9 protein-coding genes are annotated in these 16,246 nt (G+C 69.2%); 4 read left to right on the forward strand and 5 right to left on the reverse strand.

Annotated elements, in window-relative coordinates:
• The first annotated feature begins 17 nt into the window (after positions 1-17).
• Positions 18-200: a hypothetical protein gene (locus WME89_RS19155; protein WP_438010556.1), complete on the forward strand. Its 183-nt coding sequence runs from the start codon at positions 18-20 to the stop codon at positions 198-200.
• A 260-nt stretch (positions 201-460) separates the two neighbouring features.
• Here WME89_RS19155 and WME89_RS19160 read toward each other — a convergent pair whose 3' ends face one another.
• The 3 genes from WME89_RS19160 to WME89_RS19170 form a co-directional block, all read right to left on the reverse strand.
• Complete coding sequence (locus WME89_RS19160) at positions 461-775, reverse strand: hypothetical protein (protein WP_438010557.1); 315 nt, start codon at positions 773-775, stop codon at positions 461-463.
• Between the two features lie 160 nt (positions 776-935).
• Positions 936-1,370, reverse strand: coding sequence for a tyrosine-type recombinase/integrase (locus WME89_RS19165; protein WP_438011947.1), 435 nt, complete (start codon positions 1,368-1,370; stop codon positions 936-938).
• Complete coding sequence (locus WME89_RS19170) at positions 1,371-1,835, reverse strand: hypothetical protein (protein WP_438010558.1); 465 nt, start codon at positions 1,833-1,835, stop codon at positions 1,371-1,373. It lies immediately after the preceding gene.
• Positions 1,836-1,917: 82 nt separating this feature from the next.
• On the opposite strand from WME89_RS19170, the gene WME89_RS19175 reads away from it, so the two are divergent.
• Positions 1,918-6,183, forward strand: coding sequence for a DEAD/DEAH box helicase family protein (locus tag WME89_RS19175; protein ID WP_438010559.1), 4,266 nt, complete (start codon positions 1,918-1,920; stop codon positions 6,181-6,183).
• Between the two features lie 212 nt (positions 6,184-6,395).
• Here WME89_RS19175 and WME89_RS19180 read toward each other — a convergent pair whose 3' ends face one another.
• On the reverse strand, positions 6,396-7,514 hold the full coding sequence (locus tag WME89_RS19180) for a hypothetical protein (protein WP_438010560.1): 1,119 nt from the start codon (positions 7,512-7,514) through the stop codon (positions 6,396-6,398).
• A 30-nt stretch (positions 7,515-7,544) separates the two neighbouring features.
• On the opposite strand from WME89_RS19180, the gene WME89_RS19185 reads away from it, so the two are divergent.
• A complete protein-coding gene (locus WME89_RS19185; protein ID WP_438010561.1) occupies positions 7,545-14,411 on the forward strand; it encodes a SpvB/TcaC N-terminal domain-containing protein in 6,867 nt (2,288 codons plus the stop codon).
• Between the two features lie 351 nt (positions 14,412-14,762).
• Positions 14,763-15,041 (forward strand): hypothetical protein, encoded by a 279-nt coding sequence (locus WME89_RS19190; RefSeq protein ID WP_438010562.1) that lies wholly within the window; start codon positions 14,763-14,765, stop codon positions 15,039-15,041.
• Between the two features lie 22 nt (positions 15,042-15,063).
• Here WME89_RS19190 and WME89_RS19195 read toward each other — a convergent pair whose 3' ends face one another.
• The gene (locus tag WME89_RS19195; RefSeq protein WP_438010563.1) at positions 15,064-15,627 is read right to left on the reverse strand and encodes a hypothetical protein; all 564 of its coding nucleotides are present in this window, start codon (positions 15,625-15,627) and stop codon (positions 15,064-15,066) included.
• Positions 15,628-16,246: the final 619 nt, after the last annotated feature.

The raw sequence follows: 16,246 nt of genomic DNA on the forward strand, positions 1-16,246 counted from the left end.
AGAAGGGGGGACACGCCGTGGCGCCGTGGGACGCGAAGACCTCGGAGGTGTTCGCGATGCAGAAGATCCGGGCGCCATCGACCTATCGGAAACGCCGTCGCTGGACGGTGCTCCACGCCGAGGAGGCCCTCGCCGCGTTCGTTGAGCAGGCCTCGACCTTCCCGCCTTCGCGCGTGAAGGACTGGAGCCGCAGTGACTGATGCAGGGGCGACGCCGGCTCGCATCGCCGGCCGCCGCGGCAGTGTTCGAGGAAGTCGTTCCTCGGACGGGCTCGCCCTCCTTCCTGGATGAGGCGGCGAAGTTCTTGGGCAGCTCTCATTCTCGCATCGTACCGCGATGCTATGGCTACTGCATCGGCGATGCGAGGATGCAGTCCGCAGAACGGACGAGTCTAATGTGCCTCAGTTTACATCGTTACATCTAGACTGATCTTTTAAGCTCCCTTATCCTCTGCACCCTGCTATCGAGCGCGCTTGCCGCGCTCGGCTGCGAGGTTGACGACGGGCGTTTGACCGCTGGTCGCAACTTCCTGCGCAGGCAGCCCGAGTAGCCGTCCGATCGCCTCGTGGGCAACCCGCACGGCTTCCACATCCCCCGCTGCCGCAGCAGCCCCCAGCCCCTCCCCGAGCTGCGCGACCAGCACCGCCCGCCCGGAGAGGGCTGGGGAGGCCGCCGCTCCCGTCCCACCAGCCCCCGCGGCGACCTGCTCCGCGAGTCGCACGAGCATGTCGACCCCCACCGCCTCCCCGGCAGCCACCGCCTTCAGCGCCGCCACCGCCAGCTCCCGCCCCCCGTCTCCACCCGCTCCACCTCCACCTCCCGCCTGCCCACCTTCCTGCCCACTTTGCCGCTTAACCCCGCGAATTCCTTCAGCACCCCCAGGCTCTTTTAATCCGTAGGTCCAGGGTTCGAGTCCCTGTCGACCCACTACGTAACTACGCGGAACTGCTGACCTTTCCGACCAGCACCCCCGCCTGTTCCAGTACTTCTCCACGGACCGCCCCGGCGGGCGGCCTGTCGAGCAGCGCGATCGCGCTCCGCTTCGCGCTCGGCGACAGGTGCATGTAGCCCATGGTCGTCGAGACGTCGCGGTGCCCGGCGAGCTCCTTGATCGCCATCACGGGCGCCCCCCGCATCGCGAGGTGCGAGCAGAACGTGTGGCGGAGGATGTGCGGGCCGTCGAGCACGGCGAGCCCGGCTCGGCGCGTCGCCTGCCGCATCCAGCGCGCCACCGTCCGCCCCGTGATGGGCGAGCCGTCGTCCTCGCAGAGCACGCGGTCGCCGCGGAGGTGGCGGTGCGCCTTGCGGGCCGCCGCGAGCCGCTGCGTTGTCGTCGTCCTTCCGGCCGCCTGCTGGGTGTGAGTACGGATTCAAAGGTCGCCTCGTCCTCCTCGGCGCCGGCTTGTCCGGGTCGAGCTCCGCGCAGAGCGCCACATGAGCACCGGGGCACCCGAGCGGAGCGCCTCCTCGACGAGGACCATGAGGAGCCCGATCCTGCTGTTATCGCTCATGTCGACGACCACGCCGTGGGGGTCACGCGGTGGTTGCGCGGGAAACTCGAGCAGGCGCACAGCAGAGGGGCTGCGAACACCCGGGAGCGGGCGCGAGCGGGCCAGCGTGAAGAGGCGGGTCGGCATGGATGCACGAAGCCGCAGCAAAGCGAGCAGCTCGGCGACGTCGAGGAGCCCTTCGGCGTCGTCCGCCGGCAGTTGTTCCCCGCGATCCTGCTCGTCCACCGGCGCCTGTGGTCGTCGATCGACCGCCTCCGGGAGGCGGAGCCCGGCGAGCTCGGAAGGAGGCGTCACGTCGGTGTGAACGGTCGCCGGAGTAGCCATGGTCGAGCTCCTCGGGAAGTAGCAGAGAGGATGCCGACCAGAGGACACGTCGCGCCCACTCCGAAGTACCATCCGCCCGCCGGTGACTTCCCTGTTCCTCGAGGCCCCCGAGTCCGACTGGGTAGCGAGCAACGCGCTCGCATTCGCGCTGCGCGACCGCTTTCCGGTCAGCCCCGGCCACACGCTCATCGTCCCGCGCCGCCTCGTCCCGACCTGGTTCGACGCCACCGCCGAGGAGCGCGCCGCGATCTTCCAGCTGGTGGACACGGTCAAGCGACACCTCGATGCCGAGCTCCACCCGGACGGCTATAACGTCGGGATCAACGCTGGCGAGGCCGCAGGGCAGACCGTGATGCACCTGCACGTCCACGTGATCCCGCGCTTCCGCGGCGACGTGGACGACCCGCGCGGCGGCGTGCGCCACGTCATCCCGGGCAGAGGGAACTACCTCGCCGGGAGACCCCCGCCGCTCGCGACCGGTGGCGCCGAGGACCCCTTCTTGCGGCACCTCGCGCCGGTTTTCGCGCGCGCAACCGACGTGGCCATCCTCTCGGCCTTCGTCCAAGAGAGCGGCCTCGACGTACTGGAGCCCCACGTGTTCGCGGCCATCGCGCGCGGCGCTCGCGTCCGGCTCGTCACCGGCGATTACCTCCACATCACACAGATCACGGCGCTCGTCGAGCTGCTTGACTGGGCCGGCGGCAACGCCGCGCTGACGGGCGCCGGATGCACCCGGGGCAGCTTCGAGGCGCGCGTGGTTGAGGTCGACGCGCTTCCTGGCACGATCCGCTCGTTTCACCCCAAGTCGTGGCGCTTCGAGGGCCCGGGCTTCGGCGCCGCGTTCGTCGGATCGAGCAACATCTCCCGCGCCGCGCTCGGACCGGGTATCGAGTGGAACCTCCGAGTCGACCACCACCGCGATCCGGAGGCCTACCGGGCCGTCTCCTGCGCCTTCGAGCTCTGGTGGTCCCGCGCCCGGCCGCTCACGGCCGACTGGGTCGAGAGCTACGCTCGGCGCGCGCGACAGGCCGCGGCGGGCCTGCCACCTGGCGAGGAGGACGCCGAGCCTCTCGAGCCCCCGCCTCCGCCGCACCCCATCCAGCGCGAGGCGCTCGCCGCGCTGCATCGGAGCCGCGCGGAGGAGGGGCGCCGTCGCGCGCTTGTGGTGCTCGCCACAGGCCTGGGCAAGACGTACCTCGCCGTGCTCGACGTCGACGCCTGGGCCGAGCACCACGGCCGCCGTCCGCGCGTCCTCGTGCTCGCCCACCGCGAGGAGCTCCTCGTCCAGGCCGCCCGGACCTTCCGCCGCCTCCTGCGGGACCGCGTCGCGCGCTTCGGTTGGTGCGCCGGGAGCGCCGGTGAGCTGGCCGGCGACGTGATCTTCGCCTCGGTGCAGAAGCTGTCCCGTCCCGAGCACCTCGCGCGCCTCGCCCCGGGGAGCTTCGACTACGCCATCGTGGACGAGGTCCACCACGGCACCGCGCCGAGCTACCGCGCCATCCTGGACCGCCTCGATCCGGGCTTCTTGCTCGGCCTGACCGCCACGCCCGAGCGCGCCGACGGCGCGGATGTCGTCGGGCTGTTCGACGATCACGTCGCCTACCGGGCGGATATCGGCGCCGGCATCGAGCGGAAGCTGCTCGTCCCCTTTGCGTATTTCGGCCTCAGGGACGAGACCGATTACCGCGTTGTCACCTTCCAGAACCGGAGGTTCGACCCAGGCGAGCTGGAGAGGGCCATCGACACGGACCGGCGCCTCGAGCAGACGTGGCGCGCGTGGCAGGAGCACCCGGGGGAGCGCACGCTCGTGTTCTGCTGCTCGATCCGGCATGCTCACCATGCCTGCGACTTCCTTGCCGCGCGAGGTGTTCGCGTCACCGCTGTCCATTCCGGTCCTGAGTCGGCGCCGCGCGAGGAGGCGCTGGCGGACCTCGTCGCTGGCAAGCTCGACGCGCTGTGCGCCGTCGATCTTTTCAACGAGGGCATCGATCTGCCGAACGTCGATCGCGTGGTGATGCTCCGTCCCACCGAGTCTCCTGTCGTCTTCTTGCAGCAGCTCGGCCGCGGCCTGCGCGTCGCGGACGGGAAGGCGCGCCTCACCGTGCTCGACTTCGTGGGCAATCACCGCGTGTTCCTCGACCGCGTGCGGACGCTCGTCTCGCTCGGCTCCGAGCCATCCGATCTGCGCGACTTCCTCGGCGGTGTCCGTGCGGCGCGCCTGCCGCCGGGCTGCACGGTGGACCTCGATCTCGAGGCCAAGGCTCTCTTGCTCAGCCTGCTTCCTGCGCGCGGAAAGAGCGAGGTGGAGCGCGCGTACCGCGATCTCCGCGACGCGCGCGGCGAGCGCCCGACGGCCGGCGAGCTGTTCCGGATGGGCTACCGGCCTGCCACGCTGCGACCGGCCCACCAGGGATGGTTCGATTTCGTGGCCTCCGAGGGCGATCTGAGCCCCCCGGAGCTCCGGGTCCTTCGCGCCGCCGGCGCGTGGCTCCGGGAGCTCGAGATCACCGCGATGAGCGAGTGTTACAAGATGGTCACGCTCGAAGCGCTGCTCGAGGCGGGGGCGCTCTTCGACGGGATCTCGATCGTCGAGCTCGCGCACAGGAGCCACTCTATCCTCGCCCGCTCTCCGGAGCTCTCCCGCGATCTCAACGGCGTGGCGGATCTGGGCGGCGGCCAGGGGTTCGACGAGCCGCGCTTCGTCAGCTACTGGAAGGATAATCCCATCGCCGCATGGACCGGCGCGCGAGGCCGCCGCTGGTTCGCGCTCGACGGGGACCGCTTCGTCTCGAAGCTCTCCTGTCCTCCGGGCGACGAGGAGGCCTTTGCCGCGATGACGCGGGAGCTCGTCGATTACCGGCTCGCCATGTACCGCGCGCGCCGCCGCGAGGACGGCTCCGGCGCGTCGTTCTCGGCCAAGGTGCTGTGGAACAAGCGCGACCCCATCCTCAAGCTGCCCTCGCGGACAGCCCGTCCTGACCGCCCTTCAGGGGACGTCGACGTCCGGCTTCCGGACGGCGCGGTGTGGCGCTTCCGCTTCATGAAGGAGTTCTGCAACGTCGCGCACCGCGTGGGCTCGCAGCGCAACGAGCTGCCGGATCTAATGCGCCGCTGGTTCGGCCTTGCCGCCGGCCGGCCTGGAACGGCGTTCCACGTCCGCTTCGTCCGCTCGCCCGATGGGCTATGGGCCGAGCCGGAGCACCCCGAAGACCTCTCCACGGCGCCGCGCGCCGCGCTCGTCACTTTCCCCGATCTGCGCGCGGCGGCCGGCGCCGCCGGTGCACCGATGGAGCTCTTTCCCGAGGCCGAGACGGTGCGGCTTCCGATCGCGGCCGCGCGCGGCGATGGGCTCTTTGCGGTGCGCGTTGCGGGCGACTCGATGGATGGCGGAAAGCGTCCGATCCGCGACGGGGACTGGCTAATCATGAAGTTTGCACGCGGCGCCTCGTACGATGCGCTGGACGGCAAGGTAGCGCTGCTTCAGGTGCCCGATCGCGATCTGGGGTTTGCCTACCAGATCAAGCGGATCGTGCGCGATCGATCGCGATGGTGGCTCCGCTCGGACAATCCGGATGCGCCGTCGTACGAGGCGACGGCCGAGACGGTGCCTATCGCGATCTTGGTCGAGGTGGTCCGCCCCGAGGACATCGGCCCGAGCGCCGGCGAGCGCTTCGAGGACGACGAGGCCGCAGCCGGCGCGTTCGGGCTGGAGGAGCCGCCGCGGACCGGCCGTGTCGGCGGTCACCTCTTCTTCTGTCTTGAGGCCTCCGGAGCGCTGGTCGCGCCCGACCGCATTCGATCGCCGGTGCCGGCCCAGGAGCGCCGCCCTGGGGAGACGGCCTTCGTGCTCGTGCGGCCGCCCGGCGAGCCCGCCTGGCGATACCTGGGCGTGGCCCGTTCCCTCGATGAGGAGGGGCTCTGGTCCTGTCCGGGGATTGATCATGCCGCGTACCGCGCCCTGGGATCAGGCCGCGGAGCGTCCCGGTCGCTCCCGGCGGGAACTCGCGAGCGCGCGCGGGTGCTCGTGGAGGAGCTGCTCCGGCGGCCCGGCGCGGGCGCCTTCGTGGAGCGGGACGGCAGGCGCTGCAGGATCGTCGGCCGGGCCGATGGCGGTGGGCTGCGCATCGACGGTGGTCCGGGCCATTTCGCCGAGCGGACGGTGTCGCTGACCGATCTCGCGTGGGTGATCGTCGCGCGCGACGACGTCAGGAAAAACGGCGGACTGCTGGACGAGCAGCGGATCAACCGGCTGCGCTATCTCGAGGGGACGCCGCGGTCGGCGACGCGGTGGATCGATACGGGATGGGCGCTCGCGCTCGCGGCGGCCGACACGGCGGGCGAAGGGTGACGGCGTGGAGGGCGGTGCCGGGAAGATGACCCTTCTCGACACGCTTCGGGCGCGTAGTGGTCGTATTGGCCCGGAGAGAGTTCATATGAAGGCGGGAAGACTGGATGATTGATCCCATATCCAGCCGAGGGCCGCGGTTCCGGCGAGCAGCACGTCCGGGAGAGGTGCGCCAACAAGCTGGGTGCCTGTCGGAGTGCCGTCGTCTCTCCTGCTCAGGCTCGCAGAGGCTCGTCGCATTCGCCTGCGATCCTGCCTGCCGTCGTGGGGGAGCTCCGCTCCTGATTCTGAGCATCGCTGAGCTCAATCTCGTCCAGCCGCACACCCGTCAGGGCGCCCGTAACGTCGCGCAAAAACGCGAGCAGCCTCGAGCGTGGCTCTTGTGGAAAGGGATTCTCCGGCGCTTCCAGCTGAGCCGTAGCGGCGGCAAGGTTCTCGATCACGGCAGCCAGTCGCCGCCTTGCGCCGCGGCTGGTCGCCTCCTGGTCGGCGCGCCCCAGGGCGCCGAGCGTCTCATAGAGGCCGACCCCCAGGGCATCGGCCACCGCGTCGCGCACCGTGGTCTCACGCGCAGGTGCCCCCCGCCGTGGCGCCCGATCGTGAAGCAGCGGGATGGAGGCGCGTGCGATCATCGCCCCGCTCTTCCGGCAGTTGATGCACCACGTGGTGTCGCCTCGCCGTGATCGTACCGAGCCCCACCGAACCTGGACGAATGCGTCGGCCCGTAGCACCCGCGGCGTGAAGAGCACCGTGTTGCCGCCCGCGACCGTCGCCGCATCGAGGTGCCCCCATGCGGTCGGAGGCATCTCGTCGAGCGACGGCAGCGCCGGCCGCGTCACCGGCAACCCGAGCATGAGCCGCTCGACCACCTCATCCCACACCCACTCATCCGACTCACGCCACCAGGCCGCGCGCACGGGCATCCAGAGCTCTTCGCCCCGATCCGTCGTCAGATCGTAGTAGGGATCACGTCGTCGCAGCCAGGCCGCGAGCCTTCGCCCCCTCTCTGAGGTCTGAACCCCTGGAGCCGGCGTCGAGGTCAGATCGAAGAGCTGCCGCCGGAGGAGGCCGAGCGCAGGCACGGGCGCCGCCCCGCTGTTGCCGCCGACGAGCGCATCGATGCCGCTCGGGCCGCAACGCAGCGCCAGGAGCTCGAGCCGATGCAGCAGCGCGCCTCGCGAGGTAACCGGGCTTCCAGACATCGTCGTCGTCGAGGAAGCACAGGTGGTGGGCGCGCGCGACGCGGGCCCCGTGGTTGCGCGTGGACGCTGCGCGCCGAGGGGGCGGCGCCTTCCGCGCTGGCCGAGATCGAGGACATCGTGCTGCTGTGCCATTACGCGCTGGCGTGACGAGGGGAGACGACGATGGATGATCGGGTTCCGCCGAATGGCGCCGGTGCGAAGCACGAGACGCCTCCCAGGGCTGCGGCCTCGACGGCCGGGCACGCCCCAGGACCGGTCGCAGCGCCGTCGCCGTCGCTGCCGAAGGGGGGCGGCGCGATCCGCGGGCTGGGCGAGAAGCACGCGGTCAGTGCGGCGACGGGCAGCGGCTCGCTGGTGGTGCCGATCGGCGTGAGCCCGGCGCGGGGCGGCTTCCAGCCGAACCTGTCGCTCGAGCACGACTCGGGTGCTGGCAACGGCGCGTTCGGGCTCGGGTGGCGGCTGGCCGTCGGGGAGGTCACCCGCAAGACGGACAAGGGGCTGCCGCAGTACGGCGGCCCCGACGGGGGCGACGTCTTTATCCTCTCGGGCATGGAAGACCTCGTGCCGGTCAGGCGCGCCGACGGCGCGATCGAGCGGCACGAGGAAGGGGACGAGACCGTGGAGCGGTACCGCCCGCGCACCGAGGGGGCGTTCGCGCGCATCGAGCGGCGCTGGAAGGCGGGCGGGGCGCTCTACTGGAAGGTGGTGAGCCGCGACAACGTGACGAGCGTTTACGGCCGGTCGGAGCAGGCGCGGCTCGCCGACCCCGCGGCGCCGAGCCGTGTCTTCTCGTGGCTCCTGGAGGAGATGCGCGACGACCGGGGCAACGTCATCGTGTTCGAGTACAAGGCCGAGGACCTCCGCAACGTGCCTCGAAACGTGCCTCACGAGCTCAGCCGCCACGGCGGGCAGGCGCCCATTGCGAACCGGTACCTGAAGCGGATCCGGTACGGGAACACGGCGGCCGGCGACCCGTCGACGGCGCTGTTCGAGGTCGTGCTGGACTACGGCGAGCACGACGAGCAGACGCCGACACCCGAGGAGGTGAGGGCGTGGCCGTGCCGGCAGGACCCGTTCTCGCACCGGCGCGTGGGGTTCGAGATCCGGACGTACCGCCTTTGTCGGCGCGTGTTGATGTTCCACCACCTGCGGGAGCTTGGCGACGGCCCGTGCCTGGTCCAGTCGACCGATCTCACGTATGCGGAGGACCCCGTCACAACGCGGCTCACGGCGGTGACCAGGGCCGGGTACAAGCGCGATCCCGGGGCGTTTACGTATGCCAAGAAGTCGTATCCGTCGCTGGAGCTCGGGTACTCGCTGCCCGAGATCCGGACTCTGGTCCAGGAACTCGACAGGGGGAACGCGGCGGAGCTCGGGAGCGCGCTGGGCGGGGCGCACCAGTGGACCGACCTCGACGGCGAGGGCCTGTCAGGGCTCTTGACGCGAGAGGCCGGGGCGCTGTTCTACAAGCCCAACCTCGGAGACGGCAAGCTCGGGCCGGCGCGGCCGCTGCCCACGAGGCCAGCGCGCTCCGCGAGCAGGATGCAGGTCGCGGACATCGACGGCGACGGGCGCAAGGAGATGGTGTCCTTCGAGCCGCCGATGGCTGGTTACCACGAGCGGACCGAGGAGGGGTCGTGGGCGCCGTTCGTGCCCTTCGCCTCCCAGCCGGAGGTCGACTGGTCGGATCCCAACCTCCAGCTCATCGACCTGAGCGGCGACGGGCGCGACGACATCCTGATCGCGCGCGGGGAGACGCTCGTCTGGTATCGATCGCTGGGCAAGGGCGGCTTTGACAGGCCGATCACGCTCTCGGCGCCGCGGGACGACGGGAACCGGGCTCCGGTGCTCGTGTTCGCGAGCGCGACCGAGCGGCTGTTCCTCGCCGACATGAGCGGGGACGGCTTGATGGACCTCGTCCGCATCAGGAACGGCAGCGTGTGTTACTGGCCCAATCTGGGGTATGGCCGGTTCGGCGCCCGAGTGGAGATGACGAGGGCGCCGTGGCTCGACCACCCGGACCAGTTCGATCTTCGCCGCGTGCGGCTCGCGGACGTCGACGGCTCGGGGACCACGGATCTCGTCTACCTCCGCCACGACAGCGTGCGGATCTACACGAACCAGTCCGGCAACGGGTTCGGGCCGTCGATCGAGCTGCCGGGCCTGCCGGATCACGGCCCCATGTCGTCGGTGGAGGTGTTCGACCTGCTCGGCACCGGGACGGCGTGCATCGTGTGGTCGAGCCCGCTGCCCGGGTTCGGCGCGGCGCCGGTGCGGTACATCGACCTGCTCGGCGGCGAGAAGCCGTACCTGCTCACGTCGGTGAGGAACAACCTCGGGCTGGAGACGCGGGTGCGTTACGCGCCGTCGACCCGGTTCTACCTCGCGGATCGCGCGGCGGGGCGGCCCTGGGTGACGCGCCTGCCGTTTCCGGTCCACGTGGTCGAGCGGGTCGAGACGTACGATCACGTGAGCCGCGTTCGGCTTGTCTCGGAGTACCGCTACCATCACGGTCACTACGACGGGCATGAGCGGGAGTTCCGCGGCTTCGGGATGGTGGAGCAGGTGGACACCGAGGCGTTCTCGGCGCACCTGGGGCAGGGGCTGTTCCCCGAGGTGACGGTGCGGAACGGCGAGTTGCCGCAGCCGCCGGTGGTGACGAAGACGTGGTTTCACACCGGCGCGTGGGAGCGGGGCGCGGCGATCAGCCGGCAATACGAGAAGGAGTATTACGGGCTGGATCCCGAGGCGCCGCGGCTGCCGGACACGTGGCTCGAGGGAGGCCTGGGCGCCGAGGAGCGGCGACATGCCTGCCGGGCGCTGCGGGGCCAGGTGCTCCGGCAGGAGGTGTACGCGCTCGATGGCACGCCGGCCGAGCGGCATCCGTACTCGGTGGCCGAGAAGAGCTCCGCGGTGCGGCGCGTGGAGCCCGCCCGAGGCCCGTCGCCGGGTGTGTTCTTGGTGGTGCCGCGGGAAACCATCTCCCTGCTGTACGAGCGGCACCAGGACGCGGATGGGCGGCTGGATCCGAGGATGACGCAGGCGTTCACGCTCGAGGTCGATGCGCTCGGCGCGGTGCGGAAGAGCGCCACGGTGGCGTACCCGCGCCGCCGCATCCCGTCGGATCCCGACCTGGCGGCGCAGGGCCGGCTGCTCGCTACGCTCGTCGAGAATGAGGTGGTGCACCTGGACGGCACGCCTGAGGGCTACCGGCTGGGTATCCCCATCGAGACGCGGACGTACGAGCTAGAGGGGCTGGTCGCGCCGCGCGAGGGCCTGTCGTTCGAGGCGATGTCTCGAGTGGCGGCCGGGGCGGGCGCGTCGGTCGTGAAGCGGCTGATCCAGCAGCAGCGCTTCCGCTACTACGACAGCGCGAGCCTGCCGAGCCCGCTGCCGTTCGGCAGCGCGGATGTGCTGGCGCTGCCGTACGAGCGTTACGCGCTGGCGCTCACGGCAGAGCAGATCGCACAGACGTTCAACGCGGGGCAGGAGCGGGTGACCCCGGCGGTCCTGGCCGAAGGTGGGTACGTACAGCTCCCCGGCGACAGCGGCTTCTGGATTCCGTCGGGACGGCTGGTGTTCGATCCATCGAGGTTCTACCTGCCCGTGTCGGCGATCGACCCCTTCGGCGCGACGTCCACGGTGGCGTATGATGCTTACGCGCTGCTGGTCACGAGCACCGAGGACGCGCTCGGGAACCAGGTCCAGATCACGAACGACTATCGAGTGCTCTCGCCGGCCATGATCACCGACGCCAACGGCAACCGCGCCAGCGTGCAGCTCGACGAGCTGGGGATGGTTGTGGCCGAGGCGGTGATGGGCAAGGAGGGCAGCGCGGACGGGGACACGCTCGAGGACCCGACAGCCGTGATCCGGTACGCGCTGTTCGAGTTCCGGGACGCCGGCAGGCCGAGCTTCGCTCACGTCCGCCGGCGCGAGCGGCACGGCAACCCGAGCACGCGCTGGATCGAGACGTGGGTCTACTCGGACGGAGGCGGGCACGAGATCCTGCGCAAGGAGCGTGCGGAGCCCGGGCCCGTGCCGTTGCTCGACGCCGAAGGGCGCGTGGTGCGCGAGGCCGACGGCCAGCCGAGGCTCGTGCGAGCGGAGAGCCGGTGGGTGGGCAGCGGGCGAGCGGTGTTCGACAACAAGGGCAACCCGATCAAGAAGTACGAGAGCTACTTCAGCCATCGCCCTGAGTACGATCCGGAGGAGGAGCTGGCGCAGTGGGGCGTGACGCCGATCCTGCGGTATGACCCGCTCGGGCGGGCCATACGTGTGGACCTGCCGAACGGGACGAGCCGGCGGGTGGAGTTCACGCCCTGGGAGCAGACGAGCTGGGACGAGAACGACACGGTGCTGGAGCCGGGCAACCTCTGGCATGCGGCGCGGCAGCCGGGCGCCACGCCGGCAGCGAGCGCGGCGGAGCAGCGGGCAGCGCGGCTCGCGGCGACGCACGCCGGGACGCCGGCGGTGGAGGTGCTGGATCCGCTCGGGCGGGCGTTCGTGAGGGTGACCGACCTCGGCGGGGGCAGAAGGCCGCGGACGCGGGTGACGCTGGACATCGAGGGCCAGGAGCTGGTCGTCACCGATGCGCGCGGCAACGATGCGATGGTGCGCACGTTCGACGTCGCCGGGCGGGCGATTCACCAGAAGAGCATTGATGCGGGCGAGCGCTGGATGTTGCTCGACGTGGTCGGGAATCCGCTGCGGCGCTGGGACAGCCGCGGACATCGGCACCGGAGCGTCTACGACGTGCTGCGGCGCCGGACAGAGCTGTGGGTGCAGGCGGGGGCGGGGGCCGAGGCGCTCGTGGAGCGGACGGTCTATGGCGAGCAGCACGCCGATGCGGCGGCGCTCAACCTGCGCGGGCGGGTGCACCAGCAGTACGACGGCGCCGGAGTGACGACGAACGAGGCGTTCGACTTCAAGGGCAACCTGCTCTCCAGTACGCGCCGGCTCGCCGTGGAGCACAGGAGCCAGCCCGACTGGTCTCGGGATCCGGCGCCGGCGCTGCAGGAGGAGGAGTTCAGGACGTCGGCCGTGTTCGACGCGCTGAGCCGGCCGACCCGCGTCACGACGCCGGATGGGAGCGAGATGTTGCCGCGGTACAACGAGGCCGGGTTGCTCGACGCGGTGGACGTCAAGCCGCGCTGGGCCGCTGCGTCGACGCCGATGGTGAGGGACGTCGCGTACAACGCGAAGGGCCAGCGCGAGCGCATCGAGTACGGCAATGGGGTCGCGACGGACACCACGTACGATCCGCTGACCTTCCGGCTGAGGCGCATCAGGACGGTGAGGGCGTCGGACAATGCGGTGCTGCAGGATCTCGGGTACACCCATGATCCGGTCGGCAACATCGTGGAGATCGCGGATCGGGCACAGAAGACCGTCCATCACAACAACCAGGTGGTCGAGCCGGTCAGCCGGTACGAGTACGACGCGCTTTACCGGCTGAGGCGCGCTGAAGGCCGCGAGCACGCGGGCCAGAACGCCGATGCCCAGCAGGACGAGCGGGGCTTCCCGCTGGTGAACGCGCCTCACCCGAACGACCCGCAAGCGCTGCGGAACTACACCGAGCGGTACGAGTACGACGACGTAGGGAACATCCTGTCGATGCTCCACCAGGCGGGCAGCGGGAGCTGGACGCGGCGGTACGAGGTCGCGCGGGAGAACAACCGGCTGCTCAGCACGAGCCTCCCGGGCGATCCGGAGGCAGGGCCGTACAGTGCGAAGTACGGCCACGACGCGCATGGAAACATGACGTCGATGCCCCACCTGTCTCGCCTCGTCTGGGACGACCGGGACCAGATGCGCGAGGTGGACCTGGGCGGCGGCGGAAAGGTCTACTTCGTCTACGACGCCGCTGGGGAGCGCGTCAGGAAGGTCTGGGAGCACAGCGGGATCGTCGAGGAGCGCATCTACCTAGGCGGCTACGAGGTCTACCGGCGGCGCGAGGGAGCGGCGCAGGAGCTCGTGCTCGAACGGCAAACGCTGCACGTCATGGATGGCGCGCGCCGGGTGGCGATGGTCGAGACCAAGACGGTCGACACCTCGGGGCCGTTCACGGTGATGCCGCGGGTACGCTACCAACTCGACAACCACCTCGGGTCGGCTTCGCTGGAGGTCGACGGCGCGGGACTGGTGATCGGTTACGAGGAGTACCACCCGTACGGGACGACCGCCTACTGGGCGGCGGCCTCGGGGATCGAGGTCTCGCAGAGGAGGTACAGGTACACGGGCAAGGAGAAGGACGAGGAAACGGGGCTCTACTATCACGGGGCGAGGTACTATGCGCCGTGGCTCGGGAGGTGGACGAGCGCGGATCCGGCGGGGATGGTCGATGGGCCAAACCTCTACGAGTACGTGCGAGGCAATCCGATAAAGTTGGTGGACCCCAACGGGAGCGATTCGAAGGAGGTCGATGACTTCAAGGCCAGCCTGCGGATTCAGCTGAAAACCGTATCCGCTGACGATGACACGGTGAAGCCCGTCCAGCACAGGACGAGAAGCATCTTCGGGGATAGGAAGGACATCAAGCAGATCGGTGAGCTCCAGGTTGCGCCGCCTCCCGAGACGAGCACATCGTCTCCGGGAGCGACTCACTCGACCCCGCCGGGACGAGGAACAAGCCCGGCCGGAGCTACCTATGTGCCGCCTGGCAGGAGCAGCGGCGGCCCGACTGATGGGATGTCCCCGGAGACCGCCGCGGTCTATCGATACCTGACGGAGGAGAACCCCGTCCTTGGGGCCGTCGTGGGTGCGGTCCAGCTTGCAGGAGCGATTTTCATGCTTCGTTCCGATGCTCGGGCTCTCAGCTCCGCCGCCAGGGCGAATATCTCGCCGACGCGGAGACCTGCGGCGGGGAAGAATGAGGGGGGAGAGAGAGCACCCCAGGCCTGTCAGCATCCTACGTGTTACCGTCCGGCAAGGCTTTCAGATCCCCAGGAGGGCGCCCCATCGCGACGCTTGAGCAGCGGAGTCCATCGATCATCGTCTCCGAGCCACCCGGCGAAGTCGGAGTCATGATCTCAAGACGCCTCACCCCAACGGAGATGTGGTCGCTGCAGAAGGAGTTCGGAGCCGAGTTCGCTCTGGTCTATCGAACCGGAATGGGACGAGGTGGTGGAGTCGGCACGTACTGGCTTTACTCTGGGTCCGTCGCAGGGGTCAAGCCGCCCATTGGGCCAAACATCCGTCTCATCAGCCACACTCATCCAAAGGGCGGTGACTACGGGCCCAGCGAGCAGGACCTCGGATTCCTTAGGGGTTTGCGCAAAGCGGGCTCGCCACAGAACGTGTCTACCGTGATAGAGCATGATATGAACGTGATCACATTCGGTCAGCCTCGCCCCAAGAAGTAATAGAGGAAATTGGATCATGGACGACAGTAAGCTGAAAGAGTTTGAGCATATGTGGCAATCGGACAAGGAGTGCTACATGCTGAGCGAAGTCGAAGGTGGCGACTCCTCGAGCAAGAGGTATGCGATCGTCGACATTAGTACAAATCATGGGGTTATCATCGAAGACAACGAGGTCGCGCACGAGGTCGTCCGGCGCATGCTCGAAGCCGGTGTGAACATCGGTAATCCATTTGATCCGAAAACAAGAAAAGAGATCCTGAAACGCCGCCTCAAGTCGTCCCGTGAGGACCATTGACACGATCTCCTCCTGCGGTTCTCTATCGCCCCTGGCCGACGAACCCTAAGAGCATCGCCGCGCGCTGCACCTTCCCGTCGCGTTTGACCACCGCCCACGAGTCCTCCATCCGCTCCTTGAGTCGCTCCGCGAGCTGCACGCGTCGCGAATGCGCGAACATCGCCTGCGCCTCGTCCACGAGGACGTAGATGGCGCGAATCCCGCGATCTGCCGCCTCATCGCGGACGGAATCGTAGGCGGGCGCCACGGGCAGGAGGCCGTCCTCCAGATCCCGGTATACTTTCCTGGGGGTGAACTTGGCTTCGAATTGCTTCGCGACTTCGTCCCACAGGCTCGCCAGCGGGCGCTGGTTGGCCGCGACGCGGTTCAGCAGGACGACGTCGCCGGCGTCGATGAACTTCTGTACGCCACGGAGCAAGCTCGTCTTGCCAAACCTCCGGGGTCCGTAGACAAAGAAAGACGACGTGCCCTGGCGCAAGATGCTCAGCAAGGCATCGTAGCGGCGCTCGACGCCGAGCCGGCAGCGCAGCATGTCCTCCGGCTCCACGTTCTGAGGGATGGGATCGCGCAGCTCCGGCATGGCCAACGCCAGCACCTTCCAGGTCAGCGTGGTCTTCTCGCTTTTTCCGTCCGGCGCGGTGCCCGTGATCGATACTTGCAGCTCCCTCTCTCTGTACCGAGAGAGTCCGAGAGCTCCCTGAACCGCTGCAGGATTCCCTCGCGCTCGAGTACCTCGGCCTCGGTGTCAGGCCACCCGGCCGACAGGCGGGCACGATCCTGGTCGGTGGTGACGGCTAGGAGGTGGATCCTGCGTCTCTCGCGAGGCCCCAGCGTGACTTTTCCCTCGATCCAGAGATCATCCCGCAGCGCCACGCCCTCGATCCCGACCCGGTGCGCGACGACCGCTCGTGCCGCCCAGAGAGGGGCCTGACGCAATCTTTCGCCGTACCTGAACTTCGCGCGATAGGCCTCTTGCTCCGCCATGCGTTCGAGAAACCTGCGCTTCTCGTCCTCGGGCTCCCACACAAACTTCGGACTGATTGCTTTCTTTCCGGCAGGCGCCCCCTTTCTGCATGGCCATGGTCGTGAACGAGTCGCCGTGCCAGGCGCGGACTGCTGCGTTCTTCGGGGCGGCCTCGTCGATCCAGCCGCAGACGCCGCAGCGTGCACGCCCCCGACGCCGTCCTCCGCGTGCGGGGAGCCGG

The organism is Sorangium sp. So ce321, from assembly GCF_051530195.1.
Lineage (GTDB): Bacteria > Myxococcota_A > Polyangia > Polyangiales > Polyangiaceae > Sorangium.

Coding starts and splice junctions, on each gene's coding strand:
- WME89_RS19170 (WP_438010558.1), bottom strand. CDS start 1,835: ATGGCTACTCCGGCGACCGTTCACACCGACGTGACGCCTCCTTCCGAG.
- WME89_RS19180 (WP_438010560.1), bottom strand. CDS start 7,514: ATGGCACAGCAGCACGATGTCCTCGATCTCGGCCAGCGCGGAAGGCGC.
- WME89_RS19185 (WP_438010561.1), top strand. CDS start 7,545: ATGGATGATCGGGTTCCGCCGAATGGCGCCGGTGCGAAGCACGAGACG.
- WME89_RS19190 (WP_438010562.1), top strand. CDS start 14,763: ATGGACGACAGTAAGCTGAAAGAGTTTGAGCATATGTGGCAATCGGAC.